Source organism: Haemophilus parainfluenzae (genome assembly GCF_003252795.1).
GTDB lineage: Bacteria > Pseudomonadota > Gammaproteobacteria > Enterobacterales > Pasteurellaceae > Haemophilus_D > Haemophilus_D parainfluenzae_K.
Genome location: NZ_QEPQ01000001.1, coordinates 116,316 through 133,332, shown reverse-complemented (window position 1 = coordinate 133,332; position 17,017 = coordinate 116,316). Strand labels below are relative to the sequence as shown.

The following is a 17,017-nucleotide window of genomic DNA, read 5'->3' as shown; positions in this document are numbered from 1 at the left end:
GCGTATTATCGCTATTTATCTCCTTGAGAACAATAAAAAATTTGGGTTAGTGCGGTCAGTTTTTCCTTTGTTTTTATTTGATCATTGGTTCTACCTGGCTATGTTGGAAATAGCGATATAGCTGAGGTAGCAATTGAGAAATCAAGTTAAGTTGCTGGTATGGCAACGCAAAGACCGAATTGTTTTTGGCTTGGGTTTCATCCCACTGAATTTTTTTAAGGCTTTGTTCAATACTATTTTGGAGCTTTTCAAAAATTTCAGGACGAAGTTTTTCGATATTTTCCAGTGCATATAAAACCTTTTTCGCAACAGGATAAAAGTCTGACAAAAACTCGGTAGTTTGTTGTAATTGCGCCATTTTATTGCGATATGCCCCTAAAGCAGAAATGTAGCTCAATAGGGAATAATTCATTTTTAACAAGTCAAAACCTTCCTGCAAATAGGCCTGATATTTCTTCGGCTCATTATTCATATTGGAAAGCGTGGTACTTAATGCTGCCGCATATTGATGAGCGTTACGGCGTGCAATACGGTATTTTAAATTATCGCTTTTACCAAATTGTAGTTGGCTAATAATGTGTAAGAAATATTGTGCATCACTTTGAATCGCTTGACGGCTCACTTTATCAAGTTGGAGATATTTCCAATCCGGCCATAAATAAGAAACGGCAAACCATGCAATGGCAGAACCTAATACGGTATCAATGAGACGAGGGAAGAGCGCTGATTGTGTGTCAAATCCCATTACATCGAAACTGATCAATACTTGTAAGGTAATAAAGAACGTGGAGAAACTGTAATTATTACTGCGGAAGAAGAAAAAGAGCGTACTGGTCACCACCATTAAGCCAAGTTTCATCTCTAATGTTGGGTTGAGATATGGCAATAAGGAACCAATAATTACCCCTAAAATCGTACCAATAATACGCTGGCGTAACCGCACTTTGGTTGCAGAATAGTTTGGTTGACACACAAAGACCGCAGTAAGCAAAATCCAGTAACCCAAATTAAATTGGAAAAATTCAACAATTGCACAACACAAAAACACCACGATAGACAAACGTACAGCATGGCGGAAAAGTGGTGATTCAAAAGTGAAATTACTTCCAATAACAGAAAGAATATTTTTTAAGCCCGTAATTTGTTCGGTATGGATCTGTGCAGTTTGCTCATTTTCACTGGTTTCTTGCTCGAGCTGACGTAGCTGCCAGTTAATGCTTTGCAGATTATCAATAAGTGTTTGAAGGGCTAGCAAAACATTGTTTTGATTGGTATGTTCTTTGCTATAAAGCTCAAGGGATTGAATTGTACCCATTAACGCTTTTTCTACGCGAATATTATAGTGATAAGGCGTATTTTGACGCAGGCAAGCTGTAATATCGTGACAGGCTTGCGCTTGTAATTCGAGCAAGCGCTGAATACGGAAAATTAAATCTGTATTTTTGAGTTGTTCCGCAATTTGTCGATAATCAAAATGTGTCGAATTTGCACGCTCATGAATGTCTTGCGCAGCAAAATAATAGCGAATCATGCGTTGTGTACGAGCATGGCGATGTTGCCCACGAATACGATAGAAAAGTGCGGTTCTAGCTTGGTTGAAAGCCTCCACCACATTGGTATTTTTCATCGCAAAATTAAGGTGTTTTTTCTCGATTTCATCAATCTCATCAGGATCAAAAAATTCTGATTTTGCATCTAGATAATTACCTAAGGCACAAAACGCTTTTGCCACGCTTTCTTGTACTGGACGGTTTGGGAAAAAGAGATAAACAATGATAGTCACAATACTGTAGAGCAAAGTGCCTAATAAAATCATCACTGGATTGATAAACCAGCTTGCAGAATTATCCGGTGTATAAGTGAGGGTGGTATAAATGGCTACCACCAGCGTACCAAATGCAATGGTGCGATAACGTTCACCCACGGCGCCAACCATCGTAAATAAAAAGGTGATGATGGTCATCAGCAATATGTATTGAATGGGTTTACCAATATTGAGTTGAACGATAAAGGTTGAAATAGAAAAGGCAATTAATGTGTAAAAAATATTTTTTAATCGCCCAGTTAGACGGTTATCTAAATCCACTAAACCGCCTGCAATAATCCCTAAAATTAAGGGCATAGATTGCGTAGAAATATCAAAAAACCAGACGCCGAACGCTGCGATATTCACTGCAATAAAAATAGGTATTGAAGCGATTACTTTTGCATTAAGCCATTGATTCATGTTGATATCCTTGCTTATTATTTTATGACTAAAAAATGGATGATAAAAAAGTGAGCGGGGAGGCTCACTTCTTTATCAAAGTGCGGTTAAAAAAACGATTATTTTTGTTTTTTTGCCCAGTTTAAGAAACGAGTTTGGGTTTCTTTATCTGCTTGTTGGAACCAGTATTGTAATTGTTGTTCAGCAACGTTTTCACCTTGTACAACGACTTTACCTTTTGCTACTTTTCCTGATGCTGCAGGCATCATACCTACTGCTGGTGCTGCTAAAGCTGAAACCGCTGCGGGTGCATTAGATGCATTATACTCAGCGAGGTCGTTAACAATATTTGCTGATGGGAATAAACCTTCTTGTTTTAAGGTATCCACTTTAGCATCAATCACATTACCTGATTTTGTTTTAACGGTAATTTGTGGTTGCGCATTAAATTTTTCACCATCTTCTTGCGAACGAATTTTTTCTGCAGATACGACAACATCATCAGCCGTACCTTTGAAGGTCACAATAACAGGGTTAGACTCAAAAAGCCCTTGGCTAGAACCTGTACCGACGATCTCACCTAAACGTACCACAACCTGTTGTGTTTGGTCAGCTTCAGCATTGAATGATTTTTTTTCTTTTAGAAGAGATTTGCTGGCTTTTTGGCCGTTGATAGCAAGAAACTCAAGGTTTGATGAGGTGGTGACCATGCCGGCTAAGCTGCTCGCACTGACTGCAAGGGCAACAACACCTAAAGCAAACTTACATAATTTCATAATTACTCCTTTTATTTTTTGAATGAAATTAGATGGTTGTAATGCTATGCTAAATTTTAAAAAATGGGAATAGGAAAGTGCGGTTAATTTTTAAAAAGTTTTTGTAACAAAGGAGCAAATCATGGCAAAACGATTTGTCGTATATGGTCGAGTTCAAGGTGTCGGGTTTCGCTATTTTACGTGGAAAGAAGCAGAGAAAATTGGTATTAAAGGCACGATAAGAAATTGTACAGACGGAAGTGTCGAAATCGTTGCGGAAGGTAACGATGAGCAACTACAACACTTTTATGATTGGTTAAAAGTCGGGCCAAGAACTGCAACTGTTGAACGGGTATTAGTCGATAATATTGAAGATAAACGGTATTCTGACTTTTCGATTATTCATCGTTAAAACTGACCGCACTTTACAGTGTGAATTGATGCTCGTAGAATACGCCGCTTATTTATAGATAGGAAAAATCATGCGTAATCAAACAAAACTTCATCTTCAACAATTACAACTTGCTATGCAAAAACTTGATTTATGGCAAGCCGTTCCTCCTTCACAAGATGCTTTTTTAAGTGAAGAGCCTTTTGCTATTGATACCATGTCACCAGAAGAATGGTTGCAATGGATTTTTATTCCAAGAATGTTTGCCTTACTTGAAAGTGGCGCTGAGTTACCCTCAAAAATTGCGGTGTCGCCTTATTTAGAGGAAGTGTTTAAAGAAGCAGAAGAAGATTTTTTAGTTGAATTATTAACGCCGTTACGTGAATTAGAAGCCTTATTACAAAATCAATAAATGTTAGAAATCTTATACCAAGACGAATATCTTGTCGCCGTTAATAAGCCTGCAGGTATGTTGGTACATCGTAGCTGGCTTGATACTCATGAAACGCAATTTGTGATGCAAACCTTGCGCGATCAAATCGGGCAGCATGTTTTTCCTATTCATCGATTAGATCGCCCCACATCAGGTGTTTTGCTGTTTGCTTTAAATAGTGAAATAGCGAATTTAATGTGTCAGCAATTTGAACAGAAAACGGTGCAAAAATCTTATTTGGCGATTGTGCGAGGGTATTTGCAAGGTAAAGGACAGATTGATTATCCTCTTAAAATCCAATTAGATAAGATTGCAGATAAGTTTGCCCAGGAAGATAAAGCCCCTCAAGAGGCGGTAACGGATTATGAGAGCTTAAATATTGTGGAAATGCCTTATGCAGTAGGGCGTTATCAAACAACAAGATACTCTTTAGTGAAGTTAATTCCTCAAACAGGCAGGAAACATCAGTTACGACGTCACATGAAACATATCTTTCATCCTATTTTAGGGGATACACAATATGGGGATTTACATCAAAATCGTGCATTGACGGAACATTCAGGCTGCCAGCGTTTATTTTTACACGCAGATACACTTATTTTTGAACATCCTATTCATTCAATAAAAATAGAAATTAAAGCTAATTTAGATGAACAATGGATGAAAGTGATGGAATTATTTAATTGGTCTATTTAACGAGAAGAAATAATGTTAGATATTAATTTAACCCACGAACAGCAACAAAAAGCAGTAGAGCAAATTCAGGAATTAATGGCACAAGGAATGAGCAGCGGTGAGGCCATTCAAATTGTGGCAAAAGCATTGCGTGAAATTCATCAAAAAGGTGAGAAAGAGGCTTCTGACAGTGAATAAATAAAAATTTTTGTGATCAATGTATCATTTTTAAAGTTTCCTTGTTGCATAAAAAAATAAAATGTTTGAATATATTTCCAATTGAGGTGATAAGGCATGAGTCTTATTGTTTTTAAGTATTAAGGGCGAAGCCTATAGAGGTCTACTATGGAAATTGGTGTAGTAAAATGGTTTAATAACGCAAAAGGATTTGGATTTATTTCTGCAGAAGGCGTGGATACAGACATCTTTGCACATTATTCAGCAATTGAAATGGATGGTTACCGTTCATTGAAAGCGGGACAACGCGTGCAATTTGAAGTGATTCACGGCGACAAAGGATCTCACGCCACAAAAATAATTCCGATTGCGGAATAAGCGAAACGCTAAAACGTTTCAAAATCTTCTCTATTTAGCATAATCAAAAGCCAAGGTTTCGGCCTTGGCTTTTTTTTCATCTTATTTATTGAGTAAGTTTTTCAAACCGGCTTTCATTGCTGTCATTTGGCTTTCATATAATGCTTTGCTTTCACGTTCATCAATCATATAAGTGATGGTTTCAGAAAGTGTCATTTTCATTTTTCTTGAATATTTAGACAAACGAAGCCAAACGCCATATTCTAAATCAATAGATTTTTTCTTCGTTGATTGTTTTTCTGCATTAAAAAAGCGTTTACGTCTTGCACGAATAGCCTGATCAAGCTTAATAGGTAAATCAAGAGAAAGGTGATTTTTAATCCATTCCTCGATTTTTTCAGGATAATTCTGACATTCTATTAATTCTTGAACTTTGCTTTCTTCTAAGCTTTTTTCTTCGTAACGGGTAATTTTTTCCCCTTCGCGATGTTTGCGAATGAGATAAATCCATTTCCAGTTTGCTTCTTGGTTTTCTAATTTTTGATATTTCATCGTTTTATTATGCTTTTTAGTGACGTGGTAACCTCATAAATATACGCGCTTTAAACAAAATTTTCCAGTAGATTTTTATAACGGATTTTCACTCAGTGTGAAGTGTGCGATAATACCGCCAATTTAATTAAAGCGAGATATGTCGTGACTTCAACATCTTCGGAACAAGCCTTAAATTGGCAAGCCTTACAACCAGAATTATCGATTACTGAACTTTCAGCTGAAAAGGCTGATTTTTGGTCATTACAAAAACATGCCACAAAAGCGATTTCTTTATTCTTAAAACAACCTCGTCGTTCTTTGTTGATTTTAAAAGCCGATGATCAAGCAGAATATGCAGATTTATTGGCAGAACTTATTCGAAAAGAACAGCCAAAAGAGCGGTCAGTTTTTGGGGTAAATTATGTGGTTGAACAAGGAGATTCTTTTTCTTTCCCTCGTATTTATACTGAGCCCGCTCAATCACCTGCTGATAATTTTGCCGCACAAGGTGATGTTCTGAAGGCATTACATGCCGATCAATTTAGTCTTTTTGGTAGTGTACGTGTTCATCCAAGTTCGCAAGATATTTTGCTTACACCAGGTTTAGTGCATCAAGCCAATGGTGGTGTGTTGATTTTAAGCGCAGCAACGATGCTAAGCCAATTTGATTTATGGCAACGCTTAAAACATATTTTACAAACGCAAACTTTTGATTGGTATTCAGCTCATCCATTTAAAACCTTGCCTTGTGATATTCCAAGTTATCAACTTAATTTAAAAGTGGTGATTTTAGGCAATCGTACTGAAATTGCGACCTTAGGTGAGTTAGAAGAAGATCTTTACAGCTTGGCGGATTACGCGGAAATTGAAAGCTATTATTCTGTTGCACAACCGAAAGCACAAGAAAATTGGGCTAATTATGTGTTGGCATTAGCCTCAAAATATGAGCTTGATTTAGATTTAACCGCATTAAATAAACTTTATCAGTTATTGGTTCGTGAGAGTGAAGACCGCTTTTTAATTAACATTTCCCCATTAAAAATAACAGAAATGTTGCTTAATGCCGCGACGTTGTCACAAAAACAAACCTTAAGTGCGGTTGATTTTGAGCAAGCTTTTAAACAAAAGAACGAACAGCATGGTTTTTTACGTGAACGCACTTATGCAGATATTCTCAACGAGCAAATTTATGTGGAAACCAACGGTGAAATTGTTGGGCAGATTAATGGCTTGTCTGTGATTGAATATCCAGGCACTCCGGTTTGTTTCGGTGAACCTTCTCGTATCAGTTGCTTAGTGCAGTTTGGTGATGGTGAAGTCGTGGATGTGGAGCGTAAAAACGAATTAGCGGGTAACCTTCACGGAAAAGGCATGATGATTTCTGAAGCGTGCTTAGCAAGTATCTTAGAATTGCCATCACAGTTACCATTTTCAGCTTCTTTAGTGTTTGAGCAATCTTATGGTGAAATTGATGGTGATAGTGCGTCTCTAGCTATTTTCTCCGTATTGGTCAGCGCGTTATCTGATTTGCCGTTGCCACAAAATATTGCGATTACCGGTACCATTGACCAATTTGGTTTGGTGCATGCAGTAGGCGGCGTGAATGACAAAATTGAAGGCTTTTTCACTATTTGCCAACGTCGTGGTTTGACGGGTAAACAAGGGGTGGTTATTCCCGCGACAACAATTCAACAACTAAGCTTATCTGATGAAGTGGTTGAAGCTGTGAAAAATGAACAGTTCTTTATTTATCAAGTCGAAGATATTTATCAAACAGCCAAGATTCTATTTGACCGCGATTTATTAGAAGAGAAAGAAGAATATGCCAAAGGCAAAGAACCTATTGCACGTTTAATTCAAAATCGAATTGCTTTTCGTTCGGAAACGCCGAAAAAAAACTGGTTAGATTTCTTTAAATCTTAATTCCTTTAAAGCGAACCTTGGGTTCGCTTTTCTTTTATGTGAATTTTACTGACTGATCCGACAAGTTGAGCTAACAAGTGTTCGCTGTTTACATTTCTTATAAATCCCCATAGAATCTACACTTATTGTTTGTAACCAAGCAAAACTATATATACAAGGAAATAAAGAATGGAAAACACCTGTACACCCAACATCAAAAGCAGCTACACTTATGAAGATTTATTAGCTTCTGGTCGTGGTGAATTATTTGGTAAAGAAGGCCCGCAACTTCCAGCACCAACCATGTTGATGATGGATCGCATTGTAAAAATGACCGAAGACGGCGGTGCGTTTGGTAAAGGGTATATTGAAGCGGAATTAGATATTCATCCAGATTTACCGTTTTTCGGTTGCCACTTTATCGGTGACCCAGTCATGCCAGGCTGCTTAGGTTTAGATGCGATGTGGCAATTAGTGGGTTTCTTCCTTGGCTGGGTAGGCGGTAAAGGTAAAGGCCGTGCATTAGGCGTAGGTGAAGTGAAATTTACTGGACAAATCTTACCAACCGCGAAAAAAGTGGTTTATCGCATCAATATGAAACGCGTAATTAATCGCAAATTAGTAATGGGAATGGCTGACGGTGAAGTGGAAGTAGATGGTCGCGTTATCTACACCGCAACTGATTTAAAAGTTGGTTTATTCCAAGATACATCAAGCTTCTAATTCAAATAAACACAACATCATATAAAAATAGCCCGAGTTAATCGGGCTTTTCTTTTTCTATTCTTCGTCAATAATATCGACAAATTCAGCATTCAGTAATTTGGCTAAATCCTGTGGGGATAATTCAACGCTTAATCCACGTTTCCCGCCTGAAACAAAAATCGTATCAAACTCAAGTGCGGTCGAGTTTATCACTGTTTTTACCCGTTTTTTTTGACCTAATGGGCTAATGCCACCGACTAAATATCCCGTACTTTTTTGTGCGGCATCTTTATCGGCCATTTCAACTTTTTTCACACCAATTGATTTTGCGGCTTTCTTTAAACTCAACATATTTGCCGTGGAAAGCACAAAACACGCCAATTTTTTCTGATCACCATTTTCGGCGACTAAAAGTGTTTTAAAGGATTGGTGCGGATCAAGTCCAAGTTTTTCAGCAGCTTCATCGCCAAAATGCGTATTGTTAGGGTCATGATCGTAAGTATGGAGAGTAAAAGGAATTTTATTTTTCTTTAGTAAATCAATTGCTGGTGTCATCTGATTTCCTTATGTATTTATGCGTCTTTTTTCTGTAGAATGAATCGGTTCAGAACATTTTACAGCGGAGAGAAAAATGGACGCAAGCCTAAATATTGCTATTGCAGCAGAATTTGATCTATGTGAAAAAATTGCCGAAGCACTTGAACAAAGTGAGCTAGATGTAGGCAAAATTTCTATCGTAGAAATTTATCCTTTTGAAGAAGAGCAAGCGGTGCGTTTTCGCAATAAAGCCGTTGCTCAATTAGCCACTGATGAGATTGAGTGGGACAGCGTTAATTATCTTTTCTTCGCAGGCCAAATTGACCAAGCGCCTCTATTAGCTCAAGCTGCAGAAAGTGGCTGTTTGGTGATTGATTTAAAAGGGATTTGCTCTGCATTGTCTGATGTACCCGTCGTAGTTCCTACAATCAATGAAGAAAATCTGACTGAATTAAGACAACGTAACATTGCGAGTTTACCCGATCCGCAAGTGAGTCAATTAGCCTTATCTCTATTACCAATTATTCAACAAACAAATTTAACTCAAGTCTTTGCAACGTCACTTTTACCGGCTTCTTATACAGATGGTGAGACCGTGAATAAACTTGCTGGACAAACCGCTCGTTTACTGAATGGTATGCCATTAGAAGAAGGTGAACCCCGTTTTGCCTTTGATGTGTTTCCACAACAAGCGGCTAATTTAAATCTGCAATTACAAAAAATTTTTCCACAGTTAGACAATGTAATTTTCCATCAAATTCAAGTGCCTGTCTTCTACGGAATGGCACAAAAAGTGACCGCACTTTCGGATTATGAATTTGATTACCAGCCACAACAAAGCGAATTGATTGAATTACACGATAGCCTTATTACGCCTGTGATTAACGGTGAAAACGAAAATGGTGAAGAAAGCGTGAAATTACATATCAGCCAACAAAGTGCGGTTGAAAATGGCATCGAATTTTGGACGGTTGCAGATGAGCAACGTTTCAATATTGCCTTGTTAGGTGTGAAATTACTTGAGTCAATTTATCACCAAGGTTATTAATTTAAGTTAAGGGGAAGACAATGCAACAATCTTTACTTGAACGCCTTTTTTCCATTAAAGAAAAGGGCAGTACGACCAAAACCGAAATTATTGCTGGTATTACCACCTTCTTTACCATGGTGTATATCGTGTTTGTGAACCCATCCGTATTAGGTGATGCAGGAATGGATAAGCAAGTTGTTTTCGTGACCACTTGTTTAATTGCTGCACTGGGTACCATTGCGATGGGATTATTCAGTAATTTACCTATCGCCCTTGCGCCCGCTATGGGGCTCAATGCGTTCTTTGCTTATGTAGTCGTTGGCAAGCTCGGTTATTCTTGGGAAGTGGGCATGGGTACCATTTTCTGGGGCTCGATTGGTTTATTTGTTCTCACCCTATTCCAAATCCGTTATTGGTTAATGGCTTCGATTCCGCTTTCACTGCGCGTGGGAATTGGTGCAGGTATCGGCTTTTTTATTGCATTAATTGGCTTTAAAAATATGGGGTTGGTTGTAGCGAATCCCGCGACCTTAGTGGCATTAGGCAATTTGCATGATCCAAAAATTCTACTTGGTGTATTAGGCTTTTTCATTATTGTGGTGCTAGCGGCACGTAATATTTTCTCTGGGGTTTTAATTTCTATCGCGGTAGTAACTGGCTTAGCGCTTTTAATTGATGACCAAGTTACTTTCCATGGCATTGTTTCTATGCCACCAAGCTTAGGTGCAGTTGTGGGTAAAGTGGATATCGCCGGTGCTTTAGACACGGCTTTGCTCGGCATCATTTTCTCATTCTTATTAGTAAACCTATTCGACTCATCAGGCACCTTGTTAGGCGTGACCGATAAAGCAGGTTTCAGCGATGAAAAAGGTCGTTTCCCGAAAATGAAACAAGCCCTTTATGTAGATAGCGTGAGTGCGGTAGTAGGGTCTTATATTGGTACATCCGCTATCAGTACCTATATCGAAAGTGGTGCAGGGGTTTCTGTCGGTGGTAGAACAGGTTTAACAGCAGTAACAGTCGGTGTTTTATTCTTACTTACCATTTTCTTCTCGCCACTTGCTAGTGTCGTACCGGCTTATGCAACCGCAGGGGCATTAGTCTATGTAGGGATTTTAATGGCATCCAGCCTTATTCGTGTACACTGGGATGATTTAACTGAAGCAACACCTGCTTTTATCACCGCTGCGATGATGCCATTTACCTATTCAATAACTGAAGGTATCGCATTTGGTTTTATTAGCTATTGCGTCATGAAGGCCTGTACAGGTAAAATACGCGAGGTCAATGCCTCTGTGTGGGTAGTGTCTTTACTGTTTGTAGCCAAGTTCGTTTGGGTTGGCTGATTTCATAAAGGCGTAATTTATTACGCCTTCGTTTTATAGCATTGCAACAAGGAGTGCGTTATGCAAAATATTCTTTTTATTGTCAATGATTCCACATATAGCGGAGAAAAAACGTTCAACGCTGTTCGTTTCGCCATCAATATGAAGGAAGAGCACAGCAAGGATGTTAATATTAAATTATTCTGCTTTTCTGATGCGATTTTATGCGGTATTGCTGGGCAAAACCCAAATGAAGGTTTCAATATCCAACAACTTATCGATATTTTAGCGGCACAAGGTGCTGAAATTAAATTATGCACCAGCTGCGTAAAAGCACGTGGTTTATTAGATGCTAAATTAATTGACGGCGTGACCCTTGGTACTTTAGATGATGTCTCAGAATGGACATTATGGGCGGATAAAGTTTTAACGTTCTAATTTCTGATAAAACTGACAAAATAAAAAGGTGCAATCATATAGAGTGCACCTTTTAAATTCTATATAGTTGGTTTAAGTTTTTAAACCTCGCCACCAATCCCAACAAACTTCTCAACAAAGGCAACGATCTTTTGGAAAATGCTTTGTTTTTTCGTGAGATATTGCGGATTAAGCGGACTCATTTTCGGTAAGGCATCATTTAAATCCGTACCTTGTTCACTAGCATATCCGCGTTTTAAGGATACGTTAATATAACGCTTCGCGGCATCAATATTCAGCCCTTCACTGCTAATTAATTCGTCAGCTTCTTTCTGTTGCTCTTTTTGGGCAAATTGGAAGAAGGATTCAATAATACCGGCTTTATCGACTATGCTATCTAAGTCCGTTTGATTGATAAAATCTACGATTAAACTTTCTTTGGCGCGATTACCTAGGCTCGCTCGGATTGTGGTTCGAATTTCATCAATCAGCTCAGCTTTATTTTTCATTTTTTTGTTGTGTTCAAAAATCAATTCTAAGATGTAATCTAGATTGATTTCTTGAGATTTTAATAAATCTACTTCAAACACTACATCGTCCCAATCAATGGTCGATTTTGCTTTTTCCTCGCCATCTTTTTGACGACGGAGCCAATCCCGAATATCGTTGTAAGTCGAACGGTAATTTTGAATGCTACGTTCGCTTGGCATATCAATAGGTTGCATTTCAGCAAAAGCTTCATCCGTTAAATAATATTTTTCTTTAAAGGCTTCAACAGCTGTTGTATTGCTGGTATCGAGCGATTGAAATGCTTGTAAAGCAGCGAACTCATCATAGTTTTGTAGAATGTTTTCAACTCGCAAATATTCACCAAATAATTTTACAAAGTCTTTCTTGTCTTTTTCCGTTTGAATTTCATCTGGATCAGGGAAGCGTTCTTGCAATTCAGCAATAACCTCTAAATACCCACGACGGGCTTCACCTGCATCGGTAAAGCCTTCCATATATTCTTGGTAACTTTTTTCTAATACGATATTACGTGTATTGGATTTACCGAAAAGGGTAATCGCATCAATGGTATCTTGTTCCAAATCACGGAAAGTGACGATATTGCCAAAACTTTTGGTGCTGTTGTAAATGCGGTTTGTACGAGAGTAAGCTTGAATCAAACCATGGTAACGCAAGTTTTTATCCACAAATAACGTGTTTAAGGTTGGGGCATCAAAACCAGTTAAAAACATTCCAACGACAATCAGTAAATCCACTTCTTTGTTTTTGACGCGTTTGGCGAGATCACGATAGTAGTTTTGGAACGATTTCGCATCCACATCATAATTGGTGGCAAAATAGCCGTTGTAATCATCAATGGCAGATTTTAAAAATTCCTTAGCCGAGGAGTTCATCGCTTCCACTTCAAAACTTTCATCAACAATATCGCCAATCGCATCTTGCTCTTCATTCGCAGCAAACGAAAAGATTGTTGCAATTTTAAGTGGATTTTTGACCGCACTTTGTAACTGTTTAAACGTTTGATAATAAGCTTTGGCCGCATCCACGCTACTTACCGCAAACATCGCATTAAAGCCATTGTTACCCGCATTAAAGCGATGGGTCTTTTGTTTGAAATTATCTAGAACATATTGGGCAATTTGCTCAATACGTTTAGGTTGTAAAAAGGCTTGTTTTTTCTCGAGTTTTGTTAGCTCTTCAAGATTCTTTTCAGTTTCAATGCTCTTGAATTGTGGCCGTACATCATTGTAATCCACTTTAAATTTCAACACTTTTTCATCACGAATCGCATCGGTGATAATGTAAGAGTGGAGTTCAACGCCAAAAACGCTCGCAGTAGTTTCGGCACCTAATGCGTTAGTTGGAAAAATCGGTGTACCGGTAAAACCAAATTGATAGTATTTTTTAAATTTTCTCGTTAGATTTTTTTGCGCTTCACCAAATTGAGAACGATGGCATTCATCAAAGATAAAAACAACCTGTTTATCATAAATCGGTAATTTATCTTCCGATTTCATCAGGTTGTTGAGTTTTTGAATGGTGGTAACAATGATCTTATTGTCGTCTTTGTCGATATTGCGTTTTAGCCCAGCCGTACTTTCTGAACCATTTACACTATCCGGTGAAAAGCGTTGGTATTCTTTCATAGTTTGATAGTCCAAATCTTTTCTATCTACTACGAAGAATACTTTTTCAATAAAGTCTAATTCTGTTGCAAGGCGTGCGGCTTTAAAGCTGGTGAGCGTTTTGCCTGAGCCTGTAGTGTGCCAAATGTAGCCGCCACTTTCTTTATTGCTCCAATTTTTCGCCTGATATGAACTTTTAATTTTCCATAAAATACGCTCGGTGGCGGCTATTTGATACGGGCGCATAATCAATAGGGTATCGGAAACATCAAACACGCAGTAATTCACCAACACATTAAGCAGAGTGTGTTTTTGTAGGAATGTCGCTGTAAAATCCTTTAAATCTTTAATCAGAGTATTTTTCGCCGTTGCCCAATTCATTGTGAAGTCATAGCTATTCTTATCGCGCTTGGTGGTATTGGCAAAATAGCGAGTATCCGTGCCATTAGAAATGACAAAAATCTGAATATATTTAAAGAGAGAATTTTCTTTATTGAAACTTTCTTTGCTGTAGCGATGAATTTGATTAAAGGCTTCACGAATTGCCACGCCACGTTTTTTCAGTTCAATATGCACAAGGGGTAAGCCATTCACCAAAATCGTCACATCATAACGATTGTCATAGCTGCCGGTTTGCTCAAATTGATTGATGACTTGCAGGGCATTGTTGGCAAGATTTTTCTTATCTAGCAGATAAATATTCTGAATGTGTCCATCATCAAATACAAAATCATAAATATAGTCATCATGAATTTTACGGGTTTTCTCAATCAGACTATCGCTCAGTTTATCCAAATATTCCTCTAAAAAACGTTGCCATTCCGCATCGGAGAAAACTACATTATTTAAGCGTTGTAATTGTGCCCGTAAATTTTTAATTAACGCATCATGACCATTGAGACCTTGCAAATACTCATAGCCCTGTGCCTGTAAATCACGGATAAATTCACGTTCAAGACTTCCTTCTGTTTGGTAGCCTGCATTGGGTTCTTCAACAAACTTTTTGTATTGATCTAAAACGATAAAGTGGTTGGATTCGGCGATGGTTTTGTATTGGATCATAGTGGTTCCTTAGTATATTTTTCAGTTATTCAGTATTACTGAATAACTTGAGTTATTATAAGTCATTGAATAATAATCTTATTTTCATTGGATATGTTTTCAGGTAGTATTTTATAGTTTAAATATTAATCAAGAAAACTTTAGTTTTAACTAAAGGACTTGACCTCGGATCCGTATTTTTATACTATGCGCACCAACAGTTCCCCTAGCTTTGCCAACTCAAGTGGTTGGACTCACAAGGCTAGGGGCCATTTTTTTCCACAGTTTCCATTCTTTTGGCTCAATGTTTACACCAATATCTTCTAGTGAAATTGCCCCATTTTTTACTTTTGGAAATTCATCAAGTACAGCCAAGAAACGTTCCCCCCAAGTTGAATTAGGGCAAATAATATCTAGCATTTTTTTCATCAAGCAAAAATAAACAAATACTTGGTTAGAAGACAACGCTTTCCATTTTGGATCATCTAATCCTTTTAAGGTTGCATTAATTGGAATTGCGCGATTCCACAGTCTTCCATGGTGAGCAGAAATGTTACGAATAACGTTGAATGCATGAAGATATGTTTGTAAATGTCTTCCACTTTTTAAGCGATAGATTTTTGCAATATAGTCTTTATCTTTTTCATTCATGCCGCTGTAAAGTTTTGACATTGTGCCAAAATCCCAAATTTCACAGCATACCCAAATAGGTAAGTCTGAATATTGCTCTAAATGATGTTTCACAAAACTGGTCTTTCTTTCTCGGCCAATTAGCTTTTCAAGCTTATCTAGCCAGTCGGAATGGTTAAATTCAGCGTCAAAATATTCAATTTTTTTATGTGCTAAAGGATGATATTCACCTAATCGGTAAGCAATACTCACACGCATCGCGACTTCTATTCTTTCTAGAGCATCAAGCGCAAGTTGTCGTAATTTCTTGTCAAAAAGATAAAGTTGTTTAATATCCGAAAAATGAGTGTTATCAATAAAATTATCTAATTTTATCTTGGAATTGCCTGTATCACTTTGACGAAAAGGGTAGAGATAGCCACTTAAGCGATAATATCCAATGGTTTTTAAATAACCTAAGGTCTTGGTTTCGTTATCAATGATAAGTCCTCTTTCTTTTAAACGGGAAAGCTGCTCATCAAAATTTTTCCATTCTTTTAATGTTTTTGGCATAGTTGTTTTTATTCAAAATTTAATAACAATTCTCTGTAATATTCATACCGCTTTTGGCTTTGTTCAATCGCCAAAGGCAAGCCATCGGTGATGGAATTGGTTAAGGTTTCAAATTTATCGAGGATTGAAACGATACGTTGTTGTTGTTCGAGTGGAGGTACGTCAAACTCATATTGTAAAATTGCAGATTTATCCCCTCGAGGCATTTTTGCACCTTTTGAATATTTAATGTTGTATTCAAAGAAATGTTCATTTGCCAATATATGATAAAGATAACGAGGAAGAATGTTTTCGTCTGTTAAGCGTATAACTAACACATCTCCATTTGTTCCTCCTTTTCGATCCGATAGCCAAATTTTTCTTAAATAGGGACGAATATTCCCAATCAAAATATCATTGGGAAGATACTCAATAAATGCACCATCAGTTGGTACATAATTGGAGCTTGTTTTACCCAGTTTATTTTGAAGTAAATTTTCTACACCTACGTAATTTTCTTTATCCAACTTATCAGCCAAGATGCGTACTTTTGCATAAATTGCAACATCAATAAGTTTCTTCTTCGCCCCCCCCATATTTAATTGTTCTAAACTATCGAAAGATAACAATTTTTCCCGATAGTATTTATACTGCTTCCGGCGTAGTGTAAGCTCGCTGGTAAGCTCGCTGGTAAGCGCTGTCAATGCATCCAAAATTTTTACGATTTCGGTTTGGACGGGGAGTGGGGGGATGGGGATTAGAAATTTCCTAAATCCATTCATATCAACGGAGGCAAAACTAGACATAGTGGTATTTTTCTGACACCAATCATCAAGCGTAAAACAATAATGGTATAGAAAATAAATATTAAATTTATCAATATATTCAGGTTTTAAAGATAAAACCGTAAATCTTTGATTTGCTAGAAATGGTATGGTGATTAAGGCGTGCTCCCCAATAGTTGCTGAGGTTGCAATAATAATTGAATTTGCGGGAAAAAGTTTTCCGCCTTTAACCGCACTTTCTGAAACCTTTTGTAATGCTGTATTTAAAACGCGTCCATTTTCTCGAATATCTTCCATTCTAAACCAAGGGATTGAGCCATTTTCCCAATATTCTTTTACTCCTTTTGATGGGGTATAGCCATTTCTTAAATGGAATATTTCGTCTAGCGTTTTCCACTCAACCTCAGCCCCATCTAATAATTTTTCTAAAAAAGTGCGGTTGTTTTTCATG

General features: G+C 37.6%; 17 protein-coding genes. 10 read left to right on the top strand and 7 right to left on the bottom strand.

Annotated elements, in window-relative coordinates; genetic code table 11:
* Positions 1–73: 73 nt before the first annotated feature.
* Positions 74–2,227: a YccS family putative transporter gene (gene yccS / locus DPV81_RS00615; protein WP_111386137.1), complete on the bottom strand. Its 2,154-nt coding sequence runs from the start codon at positions 2,225–2,227 to the stop codon at positions 74–76.
* Between the two features lie 98 nt (positions 2,228–2,325).
* Positions 2,326–2,982 carry a curli polymerization inhibitor CsgI-related protein gene (locus tag DPV81_RS00610; protein WP_111386135.1) on the bottom strand — a complete coding sequence of 219 codons (657 nt, stop codon included), beginning with the start codon at positions 2,980–2,982 and terminating at the stop codon, positions 2,326–2,328.
* A gap of 121 nt (positions 2,983–3,103) precedes the next feature.
* Here DPV81_RS00610 and DPV81_RS00605 point away from each other — a divergent pair, with 121 nt between their 5' ends.
* The 5 genes from DPV81_RS00605 to cspD all read left to right on the top strand — a co-directional run bounded on the left by DPV81_RS00605 (position 3,104) and on the right by cspD (position 5,015).
* The gene (locus tag DPV81_RS00605) at positions 3,104–3,373 is read left to right on the top strand and encodes an acylphosphatase (protein WP_111386133.1); all 270 of its coding nucleotides are present in this window, start codon (positions 3,104–3,106) and stop codon (positions 3,371–3,373) included.
* 70 nt (positions 3,374–3,443) lie between these two features.
* The gene (locus DPV81_RS09465; protein ID WP_049384275.1) at positions 3,444–3,764 is read left to right on the top strand and encodes a YqcC family protein; all 321 of its coding nucleotides are present in this window, start codon (positions 3,444–3,446) and stop codon (positions 3,762–3,764) included.
* A complete protein-coding gene (truC, locus tag DPV81_RS09395) occupies positions 3,765–4,481 on the top strand; it encodes a tRNA pseudouridine(65) synthase TruC (RefSeq protein WP_049384276.1) in 717 nt (238 codons plus the stop codon).
* A 12-nt stretch (positions 4,482–4,493) separates the two neighbouring features.
* On the top strand, positions 4,494–4,658 hold the full coding sequence (locus DPV81_RS09390; RefSeq protein ID WP_070775368.1) for a YoaH family protein: 165 nt from the start codon (positions 4,494–4,496) through the stop codon (positions 4,656–4,658).
* Between the two features lie 147 nt (positions 4,659–4,805).
* Positions 4,806–5,015 (top strand): cold shock domain-containing protein CspD, encoded by a 210-nt coding sequence (gene cspD / locus DPV81_RS00590; protein ID WP_005696050.1) that lies wholly within the window; start codon positions 4,806–4,808, stop codon positions 5,013–5,015.
* 81 nt (positions 5,016–5,096) lie between these two features.
* Here the strand turns inward: cspD and matP are convergent, their stop codons facing one another.
* Positions 5,097–5,546 (bottom strand): macrodomain Ter protein MatP, encoded by a 450-nt coding sequence (gene matP / locus DPV81_RS00585; RefSeq protein ID WP_005696051.1) that lies wholly within the window; start codon positions 5,544–5,546, stop codon positions 5,097–5,099.
* Between the two features lie 102 nt (positions 5,547–5,648).
* Here matP and DPV81_RS00580 point away from each other — a divergent pair, with 102 nt between their 5' ends.
* Together DPV81_RS00580 and fabA are read left to right on the top strand one after the other, a co-directional pair.
* The gene (locus tag DPV81_RS00580) at positions 5,649–7,451 is read left to right on the top strand and encodes an AAA family ATPase (protein ID WP_111386131.1); all 1,803 of its coding nucleotides are present in this window, start codon (positions 5,649–5,651) and stop codon (positions 7,449–7,451) included.
* Between the two features lie 168 nt (positions 7,452–7,619).
* Positions 7,620–8,153 (top strand): bifunctional 3-hydroxydecanoyl-ACP dehydratase/trans-2-decenoyl-ACP isomerase, encoded by a 534-nt coding sequence (fabA, locus tag DPV81_RS00575; protein ID WP_005698958.1) that lies wholly within the window; start codon positions 7,620–7,622, stop codon positions 8,151–8,153.
* A 57-nt stretch (positions 8,154–8,210) separates the two neighbouring features.
* Here fabA and ybaK read toward each other — a convergent pair whose 3' ends face one another.
* Positions 8,211–8,690 carry a Cys-tRNA(Pro) deacylase gene (gene ybaK, locus DPV81_RS00570; protein ID WP_070775366.1) on the bottom strand — a complete coding sequence of 160 codons (480 nt, stop codon included), beginning with the start codon at positions 8,688–8,690 and terminating at the stop codon, positions 8,211–8,213.
* Positions 8,691–8,766: 76 nt separating this feature from the next.
* Between ybaK and DPV81_RS00565 the strand changes: the two genes are divergently transcribed.
* Genes DPV81_RS00565 through DPV81_RS00555 form a run of 3 tightly spaced genes read left to right on the top strand, consistent with a single transcriptional unit; the run spans position 8,767 to position 11,465 of the window.
* The gene (locus DPV81_RS00565) at positions 8,767–9,720 is read left to right on the top strand and encodes an oxidoreductase (protein ID WP_111386129.1); all 954 of its coding nucleotides are present in this window, start codon (positions 8,767–8,769) and stop codon (positions 9,718–9,720) included.
* 20 nt (positions 9,721–9,740) lie between these two features.
* Positions 9,741–11,048 (top strand): NCS2 family permease, encoded by a 1,308-nt coding sequence (locus DPV81_RS00560; RefSeq protein WP_111386127.1) that lies wholly within the window; start codon positions 9,741–9,743, stop codon positions 11,046–11,048.
* A gap of 60 nt (positions 11,049–11,108) precedes the next feature.
* Positions 11,109–11,465 carry a DsrE/DsrF/TusD sulfur relay family protein gene (locus DPV81_RS00555; RefSeq protein ID WP_005696059.1) on the top strand — a complete coding sequence of 119 codons (357 nt, stop codon included), beginning with the start codon at positions 11,109–11,111 and terminating at the stop codon, positions 11,463–11,465.
* An 80-nt stretch (positions 11,466–11,545) separates the two neighbouring features.
* Here the strand turns inward: DPV81_RS00555 and DPV81_RS00550 are convergent, their stop codons facing one another.
* The 3 genes from DPV81_RS00550 to DPV81_RS00540 all read right to left on the bottom strand — a co-directional run bounded on the left by DPV81_RS00550 (position 11,546) and on the right by DPV81_RS00540 (position 17,016).
* Complete coding sequence (locus DPV81_RS00550) at positions 11,546–14,641, bottom strand: type I restriction endonuclease subunit R (RefSeq protein WP_111386125.1); 3,096 nt, start codon at positions 14,639–14,641, stop codon at positions 11,546–11,548.
* A gap of 219 nt (positions 14,642–14,860) precedes the next feature.
* Positions 14,861–15,802 (bottom strand): Abi family protein, encoded by a 942-nt coding sequence (locus tag DPV81_RS00545; protein WP_049368776.1) that lies wholly within the window; start codon positions 15,800–15,802, stop codon positions 14,861–14,863.
* Positions 15,803–15,810: 8 nt separating this feature from the next.
* Positions 15,811–17,016 carry a restriction endonuclease subunit S gene (locus DPV81_RS00540; RefSeq protein WP_111386123.1) on the bottom strand — a complete coding sequence of 402 codons (1,206 nt, stop codon included), beginning with the start codon at positions 17,014–17,016 and terminating at the stop codon, positions 15,811–15,813.
* Position 17,017: the final 1 nt, after the last annotated feature.

Coding starts and splice junctions, on each gene's coding strand:
- yccS (WP_111386137.1), bottom strand. CDS start 2,227: ATGAATCAATGGCTTAATGCAAAAGTAATCGCTTCAATACCTATTTTT.
- DPV81_RS00610 (WP_111386135.1), bottom strand. CDS start 2,982: ATGAAATTATGTAAGTTTGCTTTAGGTGTTGTTGCCCTTGCAGTCAGT.
- DPV81_RS00605 (WP_111386133.1), top strand. CDS start 3,104: ATGGCAAAACGATTTGTCGTATATGGTCGAGTTCAAGGTGTCGGGTTT.
- DPV81_RS09465 (WP_049384275.1), top strand. CDS start 3,444: ATGCGTAATCAAACAAAACTTCATCTTCAACAATTACAACTTGCTATG.
- truC (WP_049384276.1), top strand. CDS start 3,765: ATGTTAGAAATCTTATACCAAGACGAATATCTTGTCGCCGTTAATAAG.
- DPV81_RS09390 (WP_070775368.1), top strand. CDS start 4,494: ATGTTAGATATTAATTTAACCCACGAACAGCAACAAAAAGCAGTAGAG.
- cspD (WP_005696050.1), top strand. CDS start 4,806: ATGGAAATTGGTGTAGTAAAATGGTTTAATAACGCAAAAGGATTTGGA.
- matP (WP_005696051.1), bottom strand. CDS start 5,546: ATGAAATATCAAAAATTAGAAAACCAAGAAGCAAACTGGAAATGGATT.
- fabA (WP_005698958.1), top strand. CDS start 7,620: ATGGAAAACACCTGTACACCCAACATCAAAAGCAGCTACACTTATGAA.
- ybaK (WP_070775366.1), bottom strand. CDS start 8,690: ATGACACCAGCAATTGATTTACTAAAGAAAAATAAAATTCCTTTTACT.
- DPV81_RS00565 (WP_111386129.1), top strand. CDS start 8,767: ATGGACGCAAGCCTAAATATTGCTATTGCAGCAGAATTTGATCTATGT.
- DPV81_RS00560 (WP_111386127.1), top strand. CDS start 9,741: ATGCAACAATCTTTACTTGAACGCCTTTTTTCCATTAAAGAAAAGGGC.
- DPV81_RS00555 (WP_005696059.1), top strand. CDS start 11,109: ATGCAAAATATTCTTTTTATTGTCAATGATTCCACATATAGCGGAGAA.
- DPV81_RS00550 (WP_111386125.1), bottom strand. CDS start 14,641: ATGATCCAATACAAAACCATCGCCGAATCCAACCACTTTATCGTTTTA.
- DPV81_RS00545 (WP_049368776.1), bottom strand. CDS start 15,802: ATGCCAAAAACATTAAAAGAATGGAAAAATTTTGATGAGCAGCTTTCC.
- DPV81_RS00540 (WP_111386123.1), bottom strand. CDS start 17,016: ATGAAAAACAACCGCACTTTTTTAGAAAAATTATTAGATGGGGCTGAG.